At 71.7% G+C, this 18,240-nt stretch carries 20 protein-coding genes and 1 pseudogene; 15 read left to right on the top strand and 6 right to left on the bottom strand.

What is annotated here, in order from left to right:
* Positions 1-3 precede the first annotated feature (3 nt).
* The gene (locus IEZ09_RS24090) at positions 4-306 is read right to left on the bottom strand and encodes an HPF/RaiA family ribosome-associated protein (RefSeq protein WP_189256017.1); all 303 of its coding nucleotides are present in this window, start codon (positions 304-306) and stop codon (positions 4-6) included.
* A 153-nt stretch (positions 307-459) separates the two neighbouring features.
* Between IEZ09_RS24090 and IEZ09_RS24085 the strand changes: the two genes are divergently transcribed.
* The 3 genes from IEZ09_RS24085 to IEZ09_RS24075 are packed head-to-tail and all read left to right on the top strand — an operon-like array spanning position 460 to position 4,147.
* Positions 460-2,784: a phosphoketolase family protein gene (locus IEZ09_RS24085; protein WP_189256016.1), complete on the top strand. Its 2,325-nt coding sequence runs from the start codon at positions 460-462 to the stop codon at positions 2,782-2,784.
* Positions 2,781-3,815 (top strand): acetate/propionate family kinase, encoded by a 1,035-nt coding sequence (locus IEZ09_RS24080; protein ID WP_229812890.1) that lies wholly within the window; start codon positions 2,781-2,783, stop codon positions 3,813-3,815. Before IEZ09_RS24085 ends, IEZ09_RS24080 begins: the two co-directional genes overlap by 4 nt.
* Positions 3,812-4,147: a spore germination protein GerW family protein gene (locus tag IEZ09_RS24075; protein WP_189256015.1), complete on the top strand. Its 336-nt coding sequence runs from the start codon at positions 3,812-3,814 to the stop codon at positions 4,145-4,147. The genes IEZ09_RS24080 and IEZ09_RS24075 overlap by 4 nt, the downstream gene beginning before the upstream one ends.
* 1 nt (position 4,148) lies before the next feature.
* On the opposite strand, the gene IEZ09_RS24070 is transcribed toward IEZ09_RS24075, so the two are convergent.
* Positions 4,149-4,742: an Rv1733c family protein gene (locus IEZ09_RS24070; protein ID WP_189256014.1), complete on the bottom strand. Its 594-nt coding sequence runs from the start codon at positions 4,740-4,742 to the stop codon at positions 4,149-4,151.
* Between the two features lie 167 nt (positions 4,743-4,909).
* On the opposite strand from IEZ09_RS24070, the gene IEZ09_RS24065 reads away from it, so the two are divergent.
* Genes IEZ09_RS24065 through IEZ09_RS24050 form a run of 4 tightly spaced genes read left to right on the top strand, consistent with a single transcriptional unit; the run spans position 4,910 to position 8,508 of the window.
* On the top strand, positions 4,910-5,368 hold the full coding sequence (locus IEZ09_RS24065; RefSeq protein ID WP_189256013.1) for a universal stress protein: 459 nt from the start codon (positions 4,910-4,912) through the stop codon (positions 5,366-5,368).
* Positions 5,325-6,248, top strand: coding sequence for an ABC transporter ATP-binding protein (locus IEZ09_RS24060; protein WP_189256012.1), 924 nt, complete (start codon positions 5,325-5,327; stop codon positions 6,246-6,248). The genes IEZ09_RS24065 and IEZ09_RS24060 overlap by 44 nt, the downstream gene beginning before the upstream one ends.
* A gap of 2 nt (positions 6,249-6,250) precedes the next feature.
* A complete protein-coding gene (locus IEZ09_RS24055) occupies positions 6,251-7,420 on the top strand; it encodes an ABC transporter permease (protein ID WP_189256011.1) in 1,170 nt (389 codons plus the stop codon).
* Entirely contained in the window at positions 7,417-8,508 is a 1,092-nt protein-coding gene (locus IEZ09_RS24050) for an ABC transporter permease (protein ID WP_189256010.1), read from the top strand. The genes IEZ09_RS24055 and IEZ09_RS24050 overlap by 4 nt, the downstream gene beginning before the upstream one ends.
* On the opposite strand, the gene IEZ09_RS24045 is transcribed toward IEZ09_RS24050, so the two are convergent.
* Complete coding sequence (locus IEZ09_RS24045; protein WP_229812889.1) at positions 8,465-9,955, bottom strand: wax ester/triacylglycerol synthase family O-acyltransferase; 1,491 nt, start codon at positions 9,953-9,955, stop codon at positions 8,465-8,467. The two genes, IEZ09_RS24050 and IEZ09_RS24045, sit on opposite strands and share 44 nt — an antisense overlap.
* An 18-nt stretch (positions 9,956-9,973) precedes the next feature.
* Complete coding sequence (locus IEZ09_RS24040) at positions 9,974-10,225, bottom strand: hypothetical protein (protein ID WP_189256009.1); 252 nt, start codon at positions 10,223-10,225, stop codon at positions 9,974-9,976.
* 156 nt (positions 10,226-10,381) lie between these two features.
* Between IEZ09_RS24040 and IEZ09_RS24035 the strand changes: the two genes are divergently transcribed.
* The 7 genes from IEZ09_RS24035 (at position 10,382) to IEZ09_RS24005 (ending at position 16,698) form a co-directional block, all read left to right on the top strand.
* Entirely contained in the window at positions 10,382-11,533 is a 1,152-nt protein-coding gene (locus IEZ09_RS24035) for a site-2 protease family protein (RefSeq protein ID WP_189256008.1), read from the top strand.
* Positions 11,530-12,729: a phosphoribosyltransferase family protein gene (locus tag IEZ09_RS24030; protein ID WP_229812888.1), complete on the top strand. Its 1,200-nt coding sequence runs from the start codon at positions 11,530-11,532 to the stop codon at positions 12,727-12,729. Before IEZ09_RS24035 ends, IEZ09_RS24030 begins: the two co-directional genes overlap by 4 nt.
* A gap of 106 nt (positions 12,730-12,835) precedes the next feature.
* Positions 12,836-13,918 carry a carboxylate-amine ligase gene (locus tag IEZ09_RS24025; RefSeq protein WP_189256007.1) on the top strand — a complete coding sequence of 361 codons (1,083 nt, stop codon included), beginning with the start codon at positions 12,836-12,838 and terminating at the stop codon, positions 13,916-13,918.
* An 80-nt stretch (positions 13,919-13,998) separates the two neighbouring features.
* Positions 13,999-14,262 carry a DUF4342 domain-containing protein gene (locus IEZ09_RS24020; protein WP_189256006.1) on the top strand — a complete coding sequence of 88 codons (264 nt, stop codon included), beginning with the start codon at positions 13,999-14,001 and terminating at the stop codon, positions 14,260-14,262.
* A complete protein-coding gene (locus IEZ09_RS24015) occupies positions 14,259-14,912 on the top strand; it encodes a LiaF transmembrane domain-containing protein (RefSeq protein WP_189256005.1) in 654 nt (217 codons plus the stop codon). Before IEZ09_RS24020 ends, IEZ09_RS24015 begins: the two co-directional genes overlap by 4 nt.
* A 70-nt stretch (positions 14,913-14,982) precedes the next feature.
* On the top strand, positions 14,983-15,909 hold the full coding sequence (locus tag IEZ09_RS24010; RefSeq protein WP_189256004.1) for a DUF2157 domain-containing protein: 927 nt from the start codon (positions 14,983-14,985) through the stop codon (positions 15,907-15,909).
* 54 nt (positions 15,910-15,963) lie between these two features.
* A complete protein-coding gene (locus IEZ09_RS24005) occupies positions 15,964-16,698 on the top strand; it encodes a calcium-binding protein (RefSeq protein WP_189256003.1) in 735 nt (244 codons plus the stop codon).
* A 102-nt stretch (positions 16,699-16,800) separates the two neighbouring features.
* Here IEZ09_RS24005 and IEZ09_RS24000 read toward each other — a convergent pair whose 3' ends face one another.
* Positions 16,801-17,370, bottom strand: a complete 570-nt coding sequence (locus tag IEZ09_RS24000) for a CBS domain-containing protein (RefSeq protein WP_189256002.1) — start codon at positions 17,368-17,370, stop codon at positions 16,801-16,803.
* A gap of 82 nt (positions 17,371-17,452) precedes the next feature.
* On the opposite strand from IEZ09_RS24000, the gene IEZ09_RS23995 reads away from it, so the two are divergent.
* Positions 17,453-17,917 (top strand): GyrI-like domain-containing protein, encoded by a 465-nt coding sequence (locus tag IEZ09_RS23995; protein WP_189256001.1) that lies wholly within the window; start codon positions 17,453-17,455, stop codon positions 17,915-17,917.
* Here IEZ09_RS23995 and IEZ09_RS23990 read toward each other — a convergent pair.
* Positions 17,878-18,240, bottom strand: a pseudogene (locus IEZ09_RS23990) (hypothetical protein); the annotation flags it as partial. The gene IEZ09_RS23995 and the pseudogene IEZ09_RS23990 overlap by 40 nt on opposite strands.

The raw sequence follows: 18,240 nt of genomic DNA, 5'->3' as shown, positions 1-18,240 counted from the left end.
CCGTCAGTTGTGCAGCTTGAGCAAGCGGCTGTGCAGCTGGTCGTGCACCGCGTCCACGGCCTCTTCGAACGTGGCTGCTTCCGCCTTCGCCACGACCGACGTGCCGTCGACGTCGAGGTTCGCGTGCACGGCGATCGTGCGCGGCCCGGTCGTGGTGAGCCGCACGTGAGCGAACCGGGTGGGTTTCGGCGCGTAGCGGGCCAGCGGGGTGATCTTGTCGCGGGCGTACTGCTTCGCCCGGTGAGCGATCGGGCCGTCGAGCTCGACCACGACGTTGCCGATCTCCGTCGCGCCTGCGTGCTTCATCTGAACCTCCGTACGAAGTGAACAACCGCACTGTCGCTCGCGCCGATCCGCCGGGACAGGTCCGAAAGAGCCGGCCACACCGGGACCTGAGTCCCTGGTCCTGGATCCGTTCAGTCAGCACCGTGGAAGGCACATCGAGCAGAGGAGTGCGTCATGTCCCACGCCGACCTGTCGCTGGTCGACGCGTACTGGCGAGCCGCCAACTACCTGTCGGCTGGCCAGATCTACCTGATGGACAACCCGCTGCTGACCGAGCCGCTCGCGCCCGAGCACATCAAGCCCCGGTTGCTCGGGCACTGGGGAACGACGCCGGGCTTGAACTTCGTCTACGCCCACCTCAACCGGGTCATCCGCGAACGCGATCTGGAGGTGCTGTTCGTGACCGGACTGGGCCACGGCGGTCCCGCGCTGCTCGCGAACACGTGGCTGGAGGGCACCTACAGCGAGACCTACCCGGACGTGCCGCGCGACGGCGAGGGCATGCGCAGGCTGTTCCGGCAGTTCTCCTTCCCCGGCGGCGTGCCGAGCCACGTGGCGCCCGAGGTGCCCGGCTCCATCCACGAGGGCGGTGAGCTGGGCTACTCGCTGGCCCACGCGTTCGGTGCGGCGTTCGACAACCCGAACCTGATCGTGGCGTGCGTGGTCGGTGACGGTGAGGCCGAGACCGGGCCGCTCGCGACCAGCTGGCACGCCACCAAGTTCCTGAACCCGGTGCGCGACGGCGCGGTGCTGCCGATCCTGCACCTCAACGGCTACAAGATCGCGAACCCGAGCCTGCTCGCCCGCATCCCCCGCGACGAGCTCGACTCGTTGCTGCGCGGGTACGGCTACACGCCCTACTACGTCGAGGGCGACGAGCCGGACGCCATGCACGCCCGCATGGCCGAGGTGCTCGACCAGGTCGTGGACGAGATCGCGCGGATCAAGGTGCGCACCGACCGGCCGCGCTGGCCGATGATCGTGCTGCGCAGCCCCAAGGGCTGGACCGGTCCGTCCGAAGTGGACGGTGTGCCGGTCGAGAACACCTGGCGCTCCCACCAGGTCCCGCTCGCCGGGGTGCGGGACAACCCCGACCACCTGAGGCAGCTGGAGGCGTGGCTGCGCAGCTACCTGCCGGAGGAGCTGTTCGACGCGAACGGAGCACCGCGTCCGGAGCTCTCCGAACTGGTGCCGGACGGCACGCGCCGGATGGGTGCCACCCCGCACGCCAACGGTGGTCTGCTGGTGCGCGAGCTGAAGATGCCGCCGATCCGGGAGCACGCGGTCGACGTCGTCAAGCACGGCACCACGCTGTCTGAGCCGACCAGGGTGCTCGGCCGGATGCTGCGCGACGTCATCACGCTCAACGCCGGCGCCGCCGACTTCCGCGTGTTCGGCCCGGACGAGACGGCCTCCAACCGGCTCGGTGCGGTGTTCGAGGTGACCGGCAAGCAGTGGCAGGCCGAGACGCTGCCCGTGGACGAGAACCTGGCGCACGAGGGCCGGGTCGTCGAGGTGCTGTCCGAGCACCTGTGCCAGGGCATGCTGGAGGGTTATCTGCTGACCGGCAGGCACGGGCTGTTCAACTGCTACGAGGCGTTCATCCACATCGTCGACTCGATGTTCAACCAGCACGCCAAGTGGCTCAAGACGCACCAGAAGCTGAACTGGCGGCGGCCGATCGCGTCGCTCAACTACCTGCTCAGCTCGCACGTGTGGCGGCAGGACCACAACGGCTTCTCCCACCAGGACCCCGGCTTCATCGACCACGTGATGAACAAGAAGGCCGAGGTCGTCCGCGTCTACCTGCCGCCGGACACCAACACGTTGCTCCAGGTCGCCGACCACTGCCTGCGCAGCCGCGACTACGTCAACGTGATCGTGGCGGGCAAGAACGACACCCCGGACTGGCTCTCCGCCGACGAAGCCGCGCTGCACTGCGCGCGTGGCGCCGGCATTTGGGAGTGGGCGAGCAACGACGAGGACGAGCCGGACGTGGTGCTGGCGTGCGCGGGCGACGCGCCCACCGTCGAGGTGCTGGCCGCGACATCGTTGCTGCGTCAGCACTTGCCGTCGTTGCGCGTCCGCGTGGTCAACGTGGTGGACCTGATGCGCCTGCAACCCGACACCGAGCACCCGCACGGCATGCCGGACCGCGAGTTCGACGCGCTGTTCACGACGGACCGTCCGGTGATCTTCGCCTACCACGGCTATCCGTGGCTGATCCACCGGCTGACCTATCGGCGCACCAACCACCGCAACCTCCACGTGCGCGGCTACAAGGAGGAGGGCACGACCACCACGCCGTTCGACATGCTGGTGCTCAACGACATGGACCGCTACCGGCTCGTCATCGACGTCGTCGACCGCGTGCCGGGACTCGGACCGAAGGCGGCCCGGCTGCGGCAGCTCATGCAGGACCAGCGCACCCGCCACCACGCCTGGATCCGCGAGCACGGCGAGGACCTGCCCGAGGTGCGCGACTGGACCTGGCAGTGACACCCTCCGGGAACGTCCTCGTGGTGAACGCGGGCTCGTCGAGCCTGAAGCTGAGCGTGCTCGCCGAGGACGACACCGTTCTCGCGTCGCGGCACGTCGAACGCTGGGACGCGGACACCGGGCCGCTGCGGGACTTCCTCGCCGCGGCCGGTGTGATCGACGCCGTCGGGCACCGCGTGGTGCACGGCGGCGCCGCCACGTCGGCTCACCTGATCGACGACCGGCTGCGGACCGGCCTCGAACGGCTCACCGCGCTCGCCCCGCTGCACCAGCCCCGTGCGCTGGCGGGCATCGACGCGGTGCGCGAGCTGCTGCCTCGCGTTCCACAGGTGGCGTGCTTCGACACGGCGTTCCACGCCACGATGCCGTCGCACGCCACCACCTACGCGCTGCCTGCGCAGTGGCGGCAGAAGTGGGACCTGCGCCGGTACGGGTTCCACGGTCTCTCCCACGCCTACGCGTCGCGCAGGGCGGTCGAGCTGGCCGGGGCGCCGGACGCTCGCGTGGTCAGCTGTCACCTGGGCGCCGGGGCGTCGCTCGCGGCCGTCCACAGAGGACGGTCCGTCGACACGACGATGGGCTTCACTCCCCTGGCCGGCCTGGTGATGGCGACCCGCGGCGGTGACGTCGATCCCGGCCTGCTGGTGTGGTTGCTGCGTGCCGGGCTCTCGCTCGACGAGCTGGAGGACGGCCTGGAACACCACTCGGGGCTCGCCGGTCTGAGCGGGACCGGTGACATGCGGGACGTGCGCCGTGCCGCGGACGCCGGTGACGAGCGCGCGGTGCTGGCGTTGCGCGTGTACGTGCATCGGCTGTGTCAGGCGATCGCCGCCATGACCGCGTCTCTCGGTGGTATCGATGTCCTGGTGTTCACCGGAGGCGTGGGTGAACACGATGCAGAGCTGCGCACCGAGGTCCGCGCCGAGGTCGCGTTCCTCGGTGCGATGGACGTGTTCGTGGTGGAGGCGCGTGAAGACCTGGAGATTGCGGGTCAGACACGCGCCGTTCCCGACTTCGAGGAGTCTCAATGAAGGTGGACGAACTGATCGCGAAGACCAAGGACTCGCTGGAGGCGAAGAAGGTCTACGCCGAGCCGTACGAGAAGGACGGGATCACGGTGATCGCCGCCGCGACGCTCTCCGGTGGCGCGGGCGGCGGCACCGGGAAGGACGAGAAGGGCCAGCAGGGCGAGGGCGGCGGCTTCGGCCTCACCGCGAAGCCCACGGGGGCCTACGTCATCAAGGACGGCAAGGTGCGCTGGGAACCTGCCGTCGACGTGAACCGCCTGGTCGCCACGGTCGGGGCGGTCGCCATCGCCGCTCTCTTCGTGGCGCTGCGGATCGTCAAGGCCCGGCGCGGGTGAGTCAGCGCGTGGTCCAGTCGCGGGAGACCTGCCGCCACTCCAGGTCCCACCGCCGCGCGCGCAGCCGGGTGTGCACGAACCGGATCACGAGGTAGAGCAACGCGAACGCCGCCGTCACCGCGCTCCACACCAGCAGGGCCACGCCGATCGCGGTGATCACGGCACCCTCGGCGGACAACGGCGGCGGCGTCAGGCCACCGTGCCGGTCGATCCAGATCGGCACGGTGGTGCCGGCGATCGCGCCGTAGTGCGCCTGCACCTCGCCCTGCCGTTCCTGCCCGTCCGGCCCGTGCCAGGTGGCACGCACGGGCGCCGTCTCCAGGACGGTGCCGCGGTCGTCCACGCGCACGACCGGCGGAGCGTTCTCCAGCAGCACGGCTTCGGCGCGCTGACGGGTCTGCTGGTCGGCCGACACCTGCGTCTGCTGCCTCGCGTGGAGTTCGGAACCGACGGCGCCCGCGACGGGCACCGCGAGCAGCGCGACCGCCAGAGCCGCCGCCAGCACCGCGCCTTCCAGCCGATCGCCCGCGGTCGCGAGCTCGTTGCGGCCGGGGAAGGCCTGCCGGACGACTCGCGAGAGCAGCTTCGATCCCATGGTCCACCTCCGCGAGCAAGGTTTCTCCCGACCAGGATCGCACCCCCAGGGTCCTTGGTCACCTCGGGGAAGGACAGTTTCCGCACTTCCCTGGCAGGACGAAAGCCCCTGCGCCACGCCAGGGTCGCGCGGGCACGCTGAAGACACGTCCATCCGAGGAGCCGATCATGAACTCCCAGTCCCGCATCGTCGTCGGCGTCGACGGATCACCCGCCGCGAAGGCCGCGCTGGCGTGGGCCGTCGGGGAAGCCAAGCGCACCAGCGCGTCCGTGCTCGCCCTGTCGGTCTGTCAGCTCGACGTCACGTCCAGCGCCGGTCCGTTCACCCAGACCCACCGCCACGAGCTCGCCGCCGCGATCGAGGCGCTCGGCACGGCGGCGGAGGGCGTGCGCATCGATCAGGAGGTGCCGCACGGCCTGCCCGGTCCCGTGCTCGTCGAACGGTCGGCCGACGCGGGCCTCCTCGTGGTCGGCGGGCACGGCTACCGCAAGGCCGGCGTGCTGGTAATGAGCTCGGTCACGAGCTACTGCCTGCGGCACGCGCGTTGTCCGGTCGTCGTCGTTCCGCTGGAAGGAGCGCGCAATGACGGTCCTCTCATGCTCCGGCCTGAGACGTCGGTTCGGTGACGTTCTCGCCGTGGACGACGTGTCGTTCACGATCGCCGAGGGAGAGACCTACGGCCTGCTCGGTCCCAACGGCGCGGGGAAGACGACCACGATCTCGATGATCACGGGCGTGCTCGAACGCGACGCGGGCGAGGTGGTCGTCGACGGGGTGCCGATGTCACCGGACGCCGTCGCCGCCAAACGTCTCGTCGGCTACGTGCCGCAGGAGCTCGCGCTCTACCCGGACCTGACCGGGCGGGAGAACCTGCGGTTCTTCGCGAGCCTGTACGGCGCCGGCCGCCGGCGGGTCGACGAGGTGCTCGAGGTGGTCGGCCTGGCCGACCGCGCGGGCGACCTCGCCCGCGAGTACTCGGGCGGCATGAAACGGCGGCTGAACGTGGCGATCGGGCTGCTGCACGAGCCGCGGCTGCTGGTGCTCGACGAGCCCACCGCCGGGGTCGACCCGCAGAGCCGCAACCAGATCATGGAGAACGTGCGGGCGCTCGCCGCCGAGGGCATGGCGATTCTCTACACGACGCATTACATGGAGGAGGCCGAGCGGTTGTGCGACCGGGTCGGCGTGATCGACTCCGGCCGGTTGATCGCCGAGGGCACCCGCCGCGAGCTCGTCGAGCGGCTCGGTGAGCGGGACCGGATCTCGTTGCAGCTGGACGGGGATCTCAGCCACGCCGCCACCGTGCTCGGGGCGATTCCTGCGGTGCGCGGGCTGGCCCCGCACGGGCACGGGCTGGAGCTCGTGGTGGACGACGCGCGGGAGTGCCTGCCGGTCGTGTTGTCGGCGATCTCGACCAACGGCGCCGTGGTGCGCTCGGTCGAGGTGACCGAGCCCAACCTGGAAACCGTCTTCCTGCACCTCACCGGCAAAGCGCTGCGGGAGTGACGATGCGCCACGCTCTGCTGATCGCCGCACGCGACCTGCGCGAGCGGGCCCGTGACCGGACGGCGTACCTGCTGGCCGTCGTGCTGCCGCTGGGGCTCGCCGGCATCTTCACGCTGATCCTCGGCAACCTGGGCGGGGACGGGGAGATCTTCCGCTACGTCGTCGCCGACGCCGACCGCGGCCAGGTCGCCAGGACGTTCACCGACGACGTGCTGCGCGGTGCGGCCGCGTCCGGCGTGATCGAGGTGCGATCCGTCGCCTCCGCGCGGGAAGCCCGCGGCGAGGTGGAGAAAGGTGCTGCCACCGCGGCGTTCCTGCTGCCCGCCGGTTTCACCGAGGACGTCCTCGCGGGCCGTGCCGCGCGGATCGAGGTCGTCGGCGACGTCGACGCTCCGACCGGCACCCAGATCGCCAGGTCGCTCGCACAGACCTACACCGACCGGCTCGCGGCCGTGCGCCTCGCCGTCGCCGCGACCGTCCACTCCGGAGTGACGACGGCACCGGCCGAACTCGCCGCGGAGGCCGCTGCCGGGCTGCCGGAGGTCGTCGTGGCCGAGGACACCGCCGCGCGCAAGGAACTCGACATGAAGACCCAGTACGCGGCGGGGATGGCGGTCTTCTTCCTGTTCTTCGCGGTGCAGTCCGGCGTGACGGGACTGCTGGACGAGCGCCGCACCGCGACGCTCGCCCGTCTGCTCGCCGCACCGGTGCGGCGGTCGTCGATCCTCGCGGGCAAGCTGATCACCAGCGTGGTCGTCGGCGTGCTGAGCATGACCGTGCTGATCGTGGCGAGCTCGCTGCTGATGAACGCGCACTGGGGCCATCCCGCCGGTGTGGCGTTGCTCGTCCTGTCCGGTGTTCTGGCCGCCACGGGCGCCATGTCCGTGGTGGCGGCGATCGCGAAGACCGCCGACCAGGCGGGCGGATGGCAGGCTGTCGTGGCGATCGTGCTCGGTGCGCTGGGCGGGGCGTTCTTCCCGGTGGCGCAGGCGGGTGGCCTGCTCGAGAAGCTCACTCTGCTGGCGCCGCACCACTGGTTCCTGCGCGGGCTCGCGGACCTCGCGGGCGGTGACGTCACCGCCGTGCTGCCGTCCGTCGCCGCCATGACCGCGTTCGCGGTCGTCACCGGTGCTGTCGCCGTGGTGTTGTTCCGGAAGGTGGTGCGGCCGTGAAGGTCCTGTCGATCGCGTGGATCAACGTGCACCGCGCGCTGCGCGACCGCACCGGGCTGTTCTTCCTGGTGGCGCTCCCGCTGCTGCTGGTGTTCATCATCGGTGCCGCGTTCGGCGGCTCGATGAAGCCCGTGGTCGGGGTGGTGGGCGACGCGGGAGCGCTCCGTTCGGACGCTTCGGTGCAGGTGCGGGACTTCGCGGACGAACCGGCGTTGCGCGCGGCGGTGGAACACGGCGAGATCAGCGCGGGGCTCGTGCGCGCAGGCACGCCGGTGCTCCTCACCCGCTCGGACCGGTCGGGGCAGCAGGTGCGGATGCTCGTGACGTCGGCGCTGACCAGAGAGGCGAACCGGCTCTCCGCCGGTGAGTTCGTCGCCTCGCACGCCGGCATCGACCGGGACACCGCACTGTCCGTTGTGGACTCGATGCGGGTGGAACCGGTCGAGGTGCGCGCCACCACCACCGGCGAGGCGTTGTTCCCGGAAGGCTTTTCCGGTTTCGACCTCGGCGCGTCGAACCAGCTGATCGTGTTCACGTTCCTCAACGCGCTCACCACGGCGGCCGCTCTCGTCGAGACGAGGTCGTTCGGCGTCACCCGGCGCATGTTCGCCACGCCCACCCCGGCGAGGGTGATCGTCGCGGGTGAGGCGCTCGGCCGGATCGCGATCGCGTTGCTGCAGGGCCTGATCGTGGTCGCCGGCTCGGCGCTGCTGTTCGGCGTGCGGTGGGGCGACCCGCTCGGCGCGGCGGCGTTGCTGGTCGCGTTCGCGCTCGTCTCCGGCGGCGCGGGTCTGCTGCTCGGTGCCCTGTGCCGCACCCAGCAGCAGACCGGCGGCTTCGGCATCCTGCTCGGGCTCGGGCTCGCCGCGTTCGGCGGGTGCATGGTGCCACTCGAGTTCTTCAGCCCGGCGCTGCGCACGGTCGCCTTCGCGACGCCGCACGGCTGGGCCAACGACGGGTTCGCGGCCCTCACCCGGCGCGGTGGGGATCTGCTCTCCGTCGCGCCGCACCTCGGTGTGCTGCTCGGGTTCGCGGCCGTGCTGTTCAGTCTCGGCGCGTGGCGGCTACGTCTCGCCGTGACGCGGTGACGAGTTCGGCGATCGCCTTGCGCAGGGCCGACGACAGGACGTCCACGTCGGGCGTGCTGTCGCGGTCCGCGGTGATCCCGATCGCCAGCCGGTCGGCGTAGGACAGCACGGCGATGCCGGTCCTGATCCGGATGGCGATGGGGACGTACGGCAGGATCTCGACGATCCGGCGGCCGAGCACCTTCAGCGGTTCGCGTGGTCCCGGCACGTTCGTGGTGACGGTGACGATGCTGCGCTGCGGCATCATCCCGCCCAGCCGGATGGTCCAGGCGAGCGGGGCGAACGGCTCGTGCTTCGCCAGCTGGGCGACCGCGTTGCCGGACTCGCTCTGGTGTCCCGCCTTGAGCGCCGTGAACTGTCCGTGCACCAGCGAGAGCGCCTCGACCGGGGTCTGGGCGCCGACGGGCAGGAACGCGAGCCGCAGGCTGATCTGGTTGTCCACCTTGCGGTCGCCGCGCACCGACACCGGCACCATGGTCCGGACGCTGTGCGGCGTGGGCCGTTCGCCCCGCTGCAGCAGCACCTCGCGGTACGCGCACGTGACGGCCGCCAGCACGACGTCGTTCACCGTGACCCCGAACGCGCGGGCGACCTGTTTCACCTCGGGCAGCGAGGCCCGCACCACCCGGTAGAGCCGGGGCGTCCCGATGCGCCCCAGCAGGGACGTCGCGTTCACGGGCAACAACGACCAGGCGAGCGACACCAGACCTCCGGCGATGGCCCACGGCGCCTTCAAAACGCCGCCCAGCAACGAGAGCAGGCTCTCGCCGCGGTCGTCCGCCGGTTCGTCAGGCGCGGGCGCGTCGCCGTACATCACGTCGTAGAGCATGGTGCCGCTGACACCGTCGGCCATGCAGTGGTGCACCTTCGCCAGCACGGCCCAGCGTCCGCCGGCCAAGCCCTCCACGACCCAGTACTCCCACAGCGGCCGGTCGCGGTCGAGGCGTTGTCCCATGATCCGCGCGACCAGCGCGCACAGCTCGGCGTCGCCGCCCGGCGCGGGCAGGGCGGTGCGGCGCACGTGGTAGGTGAGGTCGAACTCGGGGTCGTCCTGCCACGCGGGTGAGCTCAGGTCCAGCGGGGCGCGCACGAGTCTCTGCCGCGCCCGTGGCAGCAGCGGCAGCTTCGACCGCATCAGCGCGAGGAACTCGTCGTGGCTCGGCGCCGGTCCTTCGACGACCGCCACCGAGGCGATCGCGAGCGACACGTGCGGGTCGGCGTCCTCGATCTCCAGGAAGGCGGCGTCCAGGGGGCTGAGGTGCTCCATGCATCGAGTGCAGCACCGGAAAGCCCCTGTGCACACGGCCTGGCGGCCCGCACCGGCCGAGTCCTTCGGCCCTGCTCGCGCGGCGAACACCGCACCGACGGCGGCGTTCTGCGTCAACGCGGGTGAGGGAGGGTCCTCGCCGCGGCGATGCCGGCGCGTGATCTCCTCCACGACGTCCACAACGGACTGCGTGTCACGTCAGGCCGTCGCGAACGAACTCAGCACCTGAACTCCGCTCGTGGTCAGCACGGCCGGCGCCGACGCCCCGAAAACCGCCTCCCGCGCGGGCCGGAACAGTCCACCCGCGAACAACTCGTTGGTGGCGGTGAAGTCACACCACCGGCCGTCGACGGTCAGGCTGGGGATCCGACCCCACACCAGCTCGCCGCGTCCGTCCGCGATGGCCTGCAGCATGGCCCGGTGCCGCGCTGTGTAGCCGTTGGTGGTCATGTCACTCCCCTTCCTGTTCGGCGACTGAGGAAAGCCTGCTCTGTGTGACCGGCGTCACGCAGATGCCGAAGGCGGCAACGCTCAGGGACCATTGCCGCGTCCGGAGCGGACCTCGGTCTCTGCTCGGGCACGGCCCCCTGTCGCGACGCTGGAACCATGAACACGGGTGTGCGTTCCATTCCGCTCGGGCGCGTGTGCGGGATTCCCGTCGGCGCCCACTGGTCGACGCTCGTCGCGGTGATCGTGATCGGGCAGGTCGTCGCGGTGTCCGTGCTGCCGCGGGAGGCGCCGGGGCAGTCGTCGGCCGTCTACTGGACGGCGGGCGTGCTCGCCGCGCTCGCGTTCATGGCGTCGTTGCTGTGCCACGAGCTGGCGCACGCGCTGACCGCGAACCGGCTCGGTGTCGGTGTGCGGCGCATCGACCTGTGGCTGCTGGGCGGGGTGTCGCAGCTGTCGTCGTCGCCCGCCACGCCGAGGATCGAGTTCCTGATCTCCGTCGCGGGTCCCGGTACCAGCGCGCTGATCGGGGCTCTCGCCTTCGGCACCGGCACCGCCCTCGCGGCGTGGGGCGCGCCCGCGGTCGTGGTGTCGCCCGTGGTGTGGCTCGCGGTCGCCAACGGGGTGCTGGCGGTGTTCAACCTGGTGCCTGCGGCACCGCTGGACGGCGGCAGGGTGCTCGCGGCGGCGGTGTGGTGGCGGACCGGGGACGAGCGGCGCGGCGCGAAGGCCGCCGCCTTCGCGGGCAGGGCGTTCGGGACGCTCCTCGTCGCGTTCGGGCTGATGCAGGTCTTCGCCGGGCTGCTGACCGGTCTCTGGCTGGTGCTGATGGGCGTGTACCTCACCGTCAGCAGCAGCGCCGAGCAGTCCGCCGGCGAGACTCGGCACCGGCTGGGCACCTTGCTCGTGCGGGACGTCATGGTGCCCGATCCGCAGATCGCGCCGGGGTGGTGGACGGTGCAGGCGTTCCTGCACGACCTCGCGTCCGGGCCGCACAGCAGGGTGTTCCCGGTGGTGGCGTTCGACGGCGCCGCGGTGGGGGTGGTGAGCCTCGCCGAGCTCGTCGGAGTTCGCGAGCCGCTCAACACGAGGATCGCCGACGCGTGCCGGGCGCTGCCCGACGTGCCGACGGCCGCACCGGACGAACCTCTGCTCGACGTGCTCGGCAGGACACCGCTCGGTCAGCGCCGCGGCGTGGTGCTGGTGGTGCGGGACGGGCACGTCGAGGGCCTCGTCGGGCCGCAGGACGTGGCCTGGGCGCTCGAACTGGCGCGGGCCGTTCCCCTCGGCCGGCACGAGGTGACGTCATGAGGTTCAGCGACCGCACGCAGGCGGGACGTCTGCTCGCCGGGAGGCTCGGCGAGCTGCGCGGTCAGGACGTGGTCGTGCTGGCGGTGCCGCGCGGTGGTGTGCCGGTCGCCGCCGAGGTGGCCGACGCGCTGGGCGCTCCGCTGGACATCGTGGTCGTGCGCAAGCTCGGGCTGCCGTTCCAGCCGGAGGTGGCGACCGGCGCCGTCGGTGAGGGCGGTGTGCGGGTGCTCGACCGGCGCGTGCAGCGGCTGTCCGGCGTCACCAAGGCGGAACTGGCGACCGCCGAGCACGAGCAGCGCCGCGAGGTCCTGCGCCGGTTGCGCCGCTACCGCACCTCTCCTCCGATTCCGCTCAAGGGCCGCACCGCGGTCGTCGTGGACGACGGCGTGGCCACCGGCGCCACGGCGCGGGCCGCGTGTCAGGTCGCCCGCGCCCGTGGTGCCGCGCGCGTCCTCTTCGCGACGCCGGTCTGCTCACCGGAGGCCGTGAGCCTGCTGCGGCTCGACGCCGACCAGGTGGTGACGGTGACGGCACCACCGGAACCGGACGCGGTCGGCCGCTACTACGACGATTTCCGCCAGGTCAGCGATGCCGAGGTCATCCGGCTGCTCAGCCGCCGGGCCGGACCGCCGCCCTCAGGACGTCTGGCGGTGCGGCAACGCTCGATCGAGGTGCCCGTGGGCAGGGTGCGGCTGGCGGGCGACCTCGCCGTGCCGGAGCACCCGGTCGCGAGCGTCGTGTTCGCGCAGGCCGGTGCGAGCGCCGGGCACAGTTCGCGCACCCGGCACGTGGCGGCGGAGCTCAACCGCGCGGGCGTCGCCACCGTGATCACCGGGCTGCTCACCCGCGAGGAGGAGCTCGACCGCGTCACGGTCGTCGACGTCAACCTGCTGGGCCACCGGCTGACCGCCGTCACGAGGTGGGCCCGCGGTGAGGCCAACCACCGGGCGCTGCCCGTCGGGTGCTTCGGCGTCGGCCACGGCGCCGCCGCCGCGCTCAGGTCCGCCGCCGATCCGCGCAGCGGCTTCTGCGCCGTGGTGAGCCTCACCGGGCGGCTCGACCTCGCCGAGCCGTGGCTGGGCCGGGTGCGGCCTCTCCGACGTTGCTCGTGGTGGGCAGCGCCGACGACGACGGCGTGGCGCTGCACGAGCGGCTGGTTCCGCGGCTGCGGTGCGAGCACAGGCTCGTGGTGGTGAACGGCGCGAACGGGCGGTTCGAACACCCGGACGTGCTCGACACCGTCGCGAGGATGGCGCGCTACTGGTTCACCGGTCACCTCACCTCGTCCGCCAGGCCCAGCGCATGATCGCCGCCCTGTCGATGGGCGTCGAGGAGGAGTACCTCGTCGCCGACGCCGTGACCAGGCAGCCGCTGGCGGCAGGCGCCGCCATCGTCGAGCAGCTGTCCGATGTGGACTTCCACCGCGAGTTCGCCGCCACGCAGGCGGAGTTCGCGACACCGGTGTGCTCGGACCTCGCGTCGCTGCACCGGGAGCTCGACCGCGGCCGCACCGCGCTGGCCGGGGCGGCGCGCGGGCACGGAGCCCTGCTCGTCGCGTCCGGCACGCCGCCGTTGGGCAGGGCGGGTCCTCCCCCGGTCACGGCGAAGCCGCGCTACCAGAACATGGCGGCGGTGTACGGCGCGCTCGCCGAGGACCAAGGCGTGTGCGGCTGTCATGTGCACATCGGCGTGCCCGACGCCGACCACGCCATCCGCGCGAGCAACCACGTCCGCCTGTGGCTGCCCGCCCTGCTGGTGCTGGGCGCGAACTCGCCGTTCTTCGACGGCCGCGACACCGGGCACGCGAGCTGGCGGACCGCGATCTGGTCGCGGTGGCCGGTCTGCGGCGTGCCGCCGCGGTTCCACGGCGCCGCCGCCTACGACGACCTCGTCGCACGGCTGATCTCCGCGGAGGTCATCACCGATCCCGGAATGGTCTACTTCTACGTCCGCCCGTCGCGGCACGCGCCGACGGTCGAGGTGCGGGTGGCCGACGTCGCGGCGACCGTCGAGGAGGCACTGCTGCAGGCCGCGCTCACCAGAGCGCTCGTCAGCACCGCGCTGGTGATCACGCCGAGGGACGGGCCTCCGGACGTCGTGCTGCGCATCGCCTGCGCCCGCGCCGCCGCGGCGGGACTGGACGGCCGGTGTCTCGACGCCGCGTCCGGCCGTCCGTGCACGGGCTGGGAACTGGTCGAGGACCTGGTGGCGCACGTGCGTCCCGCGTTGCGCGACGTGGGCGATCTCGCGTTCGTCGAGCACTGCCTCGCGTGGCTGCGCAAGAGCGGAGGCGGTGCGGCGCGGCAACGCCAGGTGCTCGGCGAGACGGGCGATCTCCGCGCTGTCGTCGACCGGTTCAGCGTCCCCGTCCCCGGCAGTGGCTGACGGCCCGGCAGGCAAGACCGAAGGTCACTGCCCCACGTGCGGCGACAGCGACATCGTTGAGGTGGAAGGGAGACGACACCATGACCGTAGAACAGGAAAACAGGATCCGTGTCCGCGGCGAGGAGTTCGCGGAGAAGGTCAAGCAGCTGATCCACGAGGGCAACGTCCGGCGTCTGATCATCAGGAACGACAAGGGGCACACCGTCATGGAGATCCCGGTGACCGCCGGGGTCGTGGCCGCGATCGCCGCGCCCGTCGTGACGGCCATCGGTGCCATCGCGGCGCTCGCGAGCGACTGGTCGATCGAGGTCGAGCGCCAGGAGCACACGGGCGGCCGGCCGTGAAACCCGTCCGGTTGTGGGTGGGGCTCGTGCTGCTCGCGCTCGGCCTGTTCGGCATCCTCGACGCGACCGGCGTGCTCGACGCGGGTCCCGTCATCGCGGACTGGTGGCCGGCGGCCGTGGTGGTGCTCGGGCTCATCGCGATGGCCGCGCAGCGCCGGATCTCGCTCGGGCCCGCCGTCATCGTCGTGCTCGGGCTCGTGCTGCTCGCCGGCACCCTCGACTGGACGAGCGGGGACCTGCTGCTGCCGACCGTGCTCGCCGGTGTCGGGATCGCCGTGCTCGTCGGGCTGCGCAGGCATCACAACTCCCGCACGCCCGTCGCCGTGTTCGGCGGTGCGACGACGCGGGAGCGCTCCCAGCACCTGCGGCACGCCGATGTCTCGGCCATCTTCGGCGGCGCGACGCTCGACCTGCGCGAGGCGCACATCGACACCGACGCGGACATCGACGCCTTCGCGTTGTTCGGCGGCGTCGACGTGCTCGTGCCGGAGGGGTGGCGGGTGTCGGTCGGCGGTCTGCCGTTCATGGGCGGCATCGAGGACAAGACCGGCAACGGCGGCCACGAGCTGCCGGACGACGCGCCGGTGCTGACGGTCAACGGCACCGCGTTGTTCGGCGCGGTGGTGGTGGCGAACCAGCCGCACCCGTGACGACGCGATCAGTGTCGCCGTCCTGGTCCTGCCGGGCCACAATGGAAACGCGGGCGAAGGGGTGACGACCATGGCGATGACCGCGAGGCAGGACCAGGCGCTGCACGACCTCACCACGCGGGGCGTGCTGTCGGCCGACCAGGAGAGCGCGGTCCGCCAGGCACTCGAGGACACCGGTGCGCCGAGGCGCGTGGCCGATCTCATCACCGAGCTGGCCGCGTACGTCGGCGGCGGTCTCGTCCTCGGCGGGGCCGCGTTGCTGCTGGGACTGTCCTGGGAGGACATGTCCCGGCTCACCAGGGTCGCGGTGCTCGCGGCCGCGACGGTCCTGCTGGTCGTCGCGGCCGTCGTCGTGGCGGGCGGGCCGGTGCGCGCGGTCGCGGGCCTGCGCAGGCGGGTGGTCAGCACGTTGTTCTCGCTCGCCGTGGTGACGTCGGCGTTCACGGCGGGAACGGCGGTGTCGTCTCGCGAGTTCGTCGTGGGTGCGACCACGGGTCTCGTCGTCGCGGTTGTGGCGTACCTGCTGGTGCCCACGGCACTGGCGTACCTGGCGCTGGCGGCAGCGGCGTTCGCCACGGTCATCGCGTGGTCCACCGAGTTCGCCGCCGACATCCCGCTCGTGGTGGGTGTGGCGCTGTTCGTGCTCGGGCTGATCGGCGCACTTCTGTCCCTTGTGGACGTTCTGCGGCCGGCTCCGCTCGCGCTGGCCGTCGGCGCCGCGGTGGCGTTGTTCGGTGCCCAGCAACCGTTGGGCAGCAACGCCTGGGTGACCTACTCGCTGACCGCGGGGCTCGCCGTCGCCTGTTTCGCCGTCTACCTGACCGTGCGTTCGACGGTGTTGCTCGTGGCGGGTGTGGTCGCCACGACCGTCGTGGTGCCCGAAGTGGTGTGGGATCTGACCGATGGTGCCGTGGGCGGAGGCGTGCTGCTCCTCGTGGCGGGTGCCGTGCTGCTCGCCACGAGTCTCGTGAGCACCTGGCTGCGCCGCACCCGTTGAGCCGCCGGGATTTGGCCACTTATGCGGCTGCCGCGACGGCAAGAAACTGCTGACATGAGTGACTATCGAAGATCAGTGGTACCCGTGCTCCTGCTGTCCGCGGGAATGGTGCTGTGGCCCACGGCCACGGCGTCCGCGCAACCGCAGGTCTGCAACGGCCTTCCGGCCACGCAGGTCGGGACCAACGGCAACGACGTCCTGTTCGGCACCGGCGGACGGGACGTCATCGTCGCGCTCGGCGGCGACGACGTGGTGTTCGGCATGGCCGGCGACGACACCGTCTGCCTGGGGCCCGGCAACGACGAGTTCTTCGGCGGCGCGGGCAACGACTGGGCGGACGGTGATGGCGGCGCCGACTCCCTCAACGGCGAGACGGGCAACGACACCCTGCTGGGTGGCGAGGGCCCGGACCGTCTCGACGGCGGCGCGGGCAACGACCTCCTGGCCGGCGGTGCGGGCAACGACATCATCGAGGGCGGCGCCGGTGACGACACGGTCAACGCCGGACCGGGCGCGGACTCGGTGAGCGGCGGCGATGGCGCCGACACCCTCAACGGCCAGAACGGCGCCGACCGGATCGACGGAAACAACGGCAACGACCGCATCACCGGCGGCCCCGGCGTCGACGACCTCAACGGCGGCGCCGGCAACGACATCGTCAGCGGCGACGCGGGCAACGACACGCTGACCGACCCGTCCGGCCTGGACGTGGGCGACGGCGGCGCGGGCGGAGCGGACCGCTGCGACTCGCGCTTCGAGTCGCTGTCCGACTGCGAGATCATCTTCTGATCGCACACCGACACCGGACCCGGCCCTCCCGGGAAGCTGACGATGAACGGCGCATTTGTTCACCTCACGTGGACAAATGCGCCGTTCATCCTCCGCAGGTCGTCAGACGGGCCGCGCACACGCCTGCACCACAACGGAACGCACGCCCGGCACCGACATCGCCAACGCCTCCGCGGAAACCTCCTCGTCATGGCTGTCGAACGGCCCCAGCACGGACGCCATCCTGCCCAGCACCACCACGTCCCACGGCCGCGCACCGAGGTGGTCGCACAACGACTTGCTCACCCGAGCCGCGGTCACCTCGTCCCGTGGCGTGAGCGCACGGAGCAGGTCGCCCCGGCTCACCACACCGACGAGCTCACCGTCGCTCACCACGGGCAGCGAGCGGTAGTGGTGGCCCAGCAGCTGCCTCGCGACCTCGCCCACCGGCATGTCGGCCTCCACGGCCACCACATCCGGGTTCATCGCGTCGATGACACGCACCGCCGTGCGGCGGGCGCGCAGCTGTTCGCGCAACAGGTCCTCACCGGAGACCACGCCCACCAGCTCCCCGTCGCACACCACCGGCAGGGCCGCGAAACCCCGCCCGGCGACGACTGCCGCCGCTTCCTCGATCGGCGTCCACGGCGTCACGGTGACCGCGGGTGCGGACATCACGTCGAAAGCACGCATCTTCAGTCATCTCCTGATTTCCCCGTCACCACGAGCCGTTGGACTCTGCCCCGCACCCCGTCCACTGCGGATCCTCAGGCACATGACCTACGACGTGACCCTCACCGAGTTCCCCTCCACCGTCACCTGCCACCAGCGGGTGCACACAACGGCGGCCCGCATCGCCAGCGCCGTCGGGGAAGGGCTGCAGAACCTCTACGACTTCGCCTCGCGCTCCGCCGTGACACCCACCGGACCGCCGCAGCTGTCCTGCCCGGCTCCCGGCGAGGAGGTCGACCTCGACCTGTACCTGCCGATCTCCGGCAGACCCGCCGGCACCGACGTGATCGACATCGTCGTGCTGCCGGAGGGGCCGGTCGCGACGACGTTCCACCGCGGCCGCTACGACGAGATCGGCGCCGCCTACGAGGCCGTGTTCGCGTGGATTCGCGAACACGGCCACCAGCAGGCGGGGCCGCCGCGAGAGCTGTACCTCACGGGACCGGACACCGCGGCGACGCCCGGCGACTACCTCACCGAGGTGGTCGTGCCGTTGCGCCGGGACTGACCGGCCGTCACGGCGGCGACGAGCATCATCGCGAGGCCCAGCAACGCCATCAGGCTGCCGCCGATGAGCAGGCCCGTCGACAACGGCCGCAGCGCGGGCACCTCGGCCTGCGCGGAGATCCTGGCGTCGACGCCCCGTGCGCCGGTCGCGTTGAACACCACCGCGGTCCAGCTGCCGGGCTCGGCCCGCCAGGTCACCTCACCGGTGCCAGAGGCCGCCCAGAACGTCTGGCCCGCGGGGTTGGCGGGCGCGCCGCCGTCGCGGTGTCGTGTCTCGGGTGATCTGTCGCAGGTTTGTCTCGGTTGTTGTGACACAAGGTTAGG

The organism is Lentzea flava (genome assembly GCF_014648475.1).
Classification (GTDB): Bacteria; Actinomycetota; Actinomycetes; order Mycobacteriales; family Pseudonocardiaceae; genus Lentzea; species Lentzea flava.
This window is presented reverse-complemented; position numbering and strand designations above follow the sequence as displayed.

What these genes read in the sequence shown, in the direction of transcription:
- IEZ09_RS24090 (WP_189256017.1), bottom strand. Translation starts at nt 306, where the DNA reads ATGAAGCACGCAGGCGCGACGGAGATCGGCAACGTCGTGGTCGAGCTC.
- IEZ09_RS24085 (WP_189256016.1), top strand. Translation starts at nt 460, where the DNA reads ATGTCCCACGCCGACCTGTCGCTGGTCGACGCGTACTGGCGAGCCGCC.
- IEZ09_RS24075 (WP_189256015.1), top strand. Translation starts at nt 3,812, where the DNA reads ATGAAGGTGGACGAACTGATCGCGAAGACCAAGGACTCGCTGGAGGCG.
- IEZ09_RS24070 (WP_189256014.1), bottom strand. Translation starts at nt 4,742, where the DNA reads ATGGGATCGAAGCTGCTCTCGCGAGTCGTCCGGCAGGCCTTCCCCGGC.
- IEZ09_RS24065 (WP_189256013.1), top strand. Translation starts at nt 4,910, where the DNA reads ATGAACTCCCAGTCCCGCATCGTCGTCGGCGTCGACGGATCACCCGCC.
- IEZ09_RS24060 (WP_189256012.1), top strand. Translation starts at nt 5,325, where the DNA reads ATGACGGTCCTCTCATGCTCCGGCCTGAGACGTCGGTTCGGTGACGTT.
- IEZ09_RS24055 (WP_189256011.1), top strand. Translation starts at nt 6,251, where the DNA reads ATGCGCCACGCTCTGCTGATCGCCGCACGCGACCTGCGCGAGCGGGCC.
- IEZ09_RS24040 (WP_189256009.1), bottom strand. Translation starts at nt 10,225, where the DNA reads ATGACCACCAACGGCTACACAGCGCGGCACCGGGCCATGCTGCAGGCC.
- IEZ09_RS24035 (WP_189256008.1), top strand. Translation starts at nt 10,382, where the DNA reads ATGAACACGGGTGTGCGTTCCATTCCGCTCGGGCGCGTGTGCGGGATT.
- IEZ09_RS24030 (WP_229812888.1), top strand. Translation starts at nt 11,530, where the DNA reads ATGAGGTTCAGCGACCGCACGCAGGCGGGACGTCTGCTCGCCGGGAGG.
- IEZ09_RS24025 (WP_189256007.1), top strand. Translation starts at nt 12,836, where the DNA reads ATGATCGCCGCCCTGTCGATGGGCGTCGAGGAGGAGTACCTCGTCGCC.
- IEZ09_RS24020 (WP_189256006.1), top strand. Translation starts at nt 13,999, where the DNA reads ATGACCGTAGAACAGGAAAACAGGATCCGTGTCCGCGGCGAGGAGTTC.
- IEZ09_RS24010 (WP_189256004.1), top strand. Translation starts at nt 14,983, where the DNA reads ATGGCGATGACCGCGAGGCAGGACCAGGCGCTGCACGACCTCACCACG.
- IEZ09_RS24005 (WP_189256003.1), top strand. Translation starts at nt 15,964, where the DNA reads ATGAGTGACTATCGAAGATCAGTGGTACCCGTGCTCCTGCTGTCCGCG.
- IEZ09_RS24000 (WP_189256002.1), bottom strand. Translation starts at nt 17,370, where the DNA reads ATGCGTGCTTTCGACGTGATGTCCGCACCCGCGGTCACCGTGACGCCG.
- IEZ09_RS23995 (WP_189256001.1), top strand. Translation starts at nt 17,453, where the DNA reads ATGACCTACGACGTGACCCTCACCGAGTTCCCCTCCACCGTCACCTGC.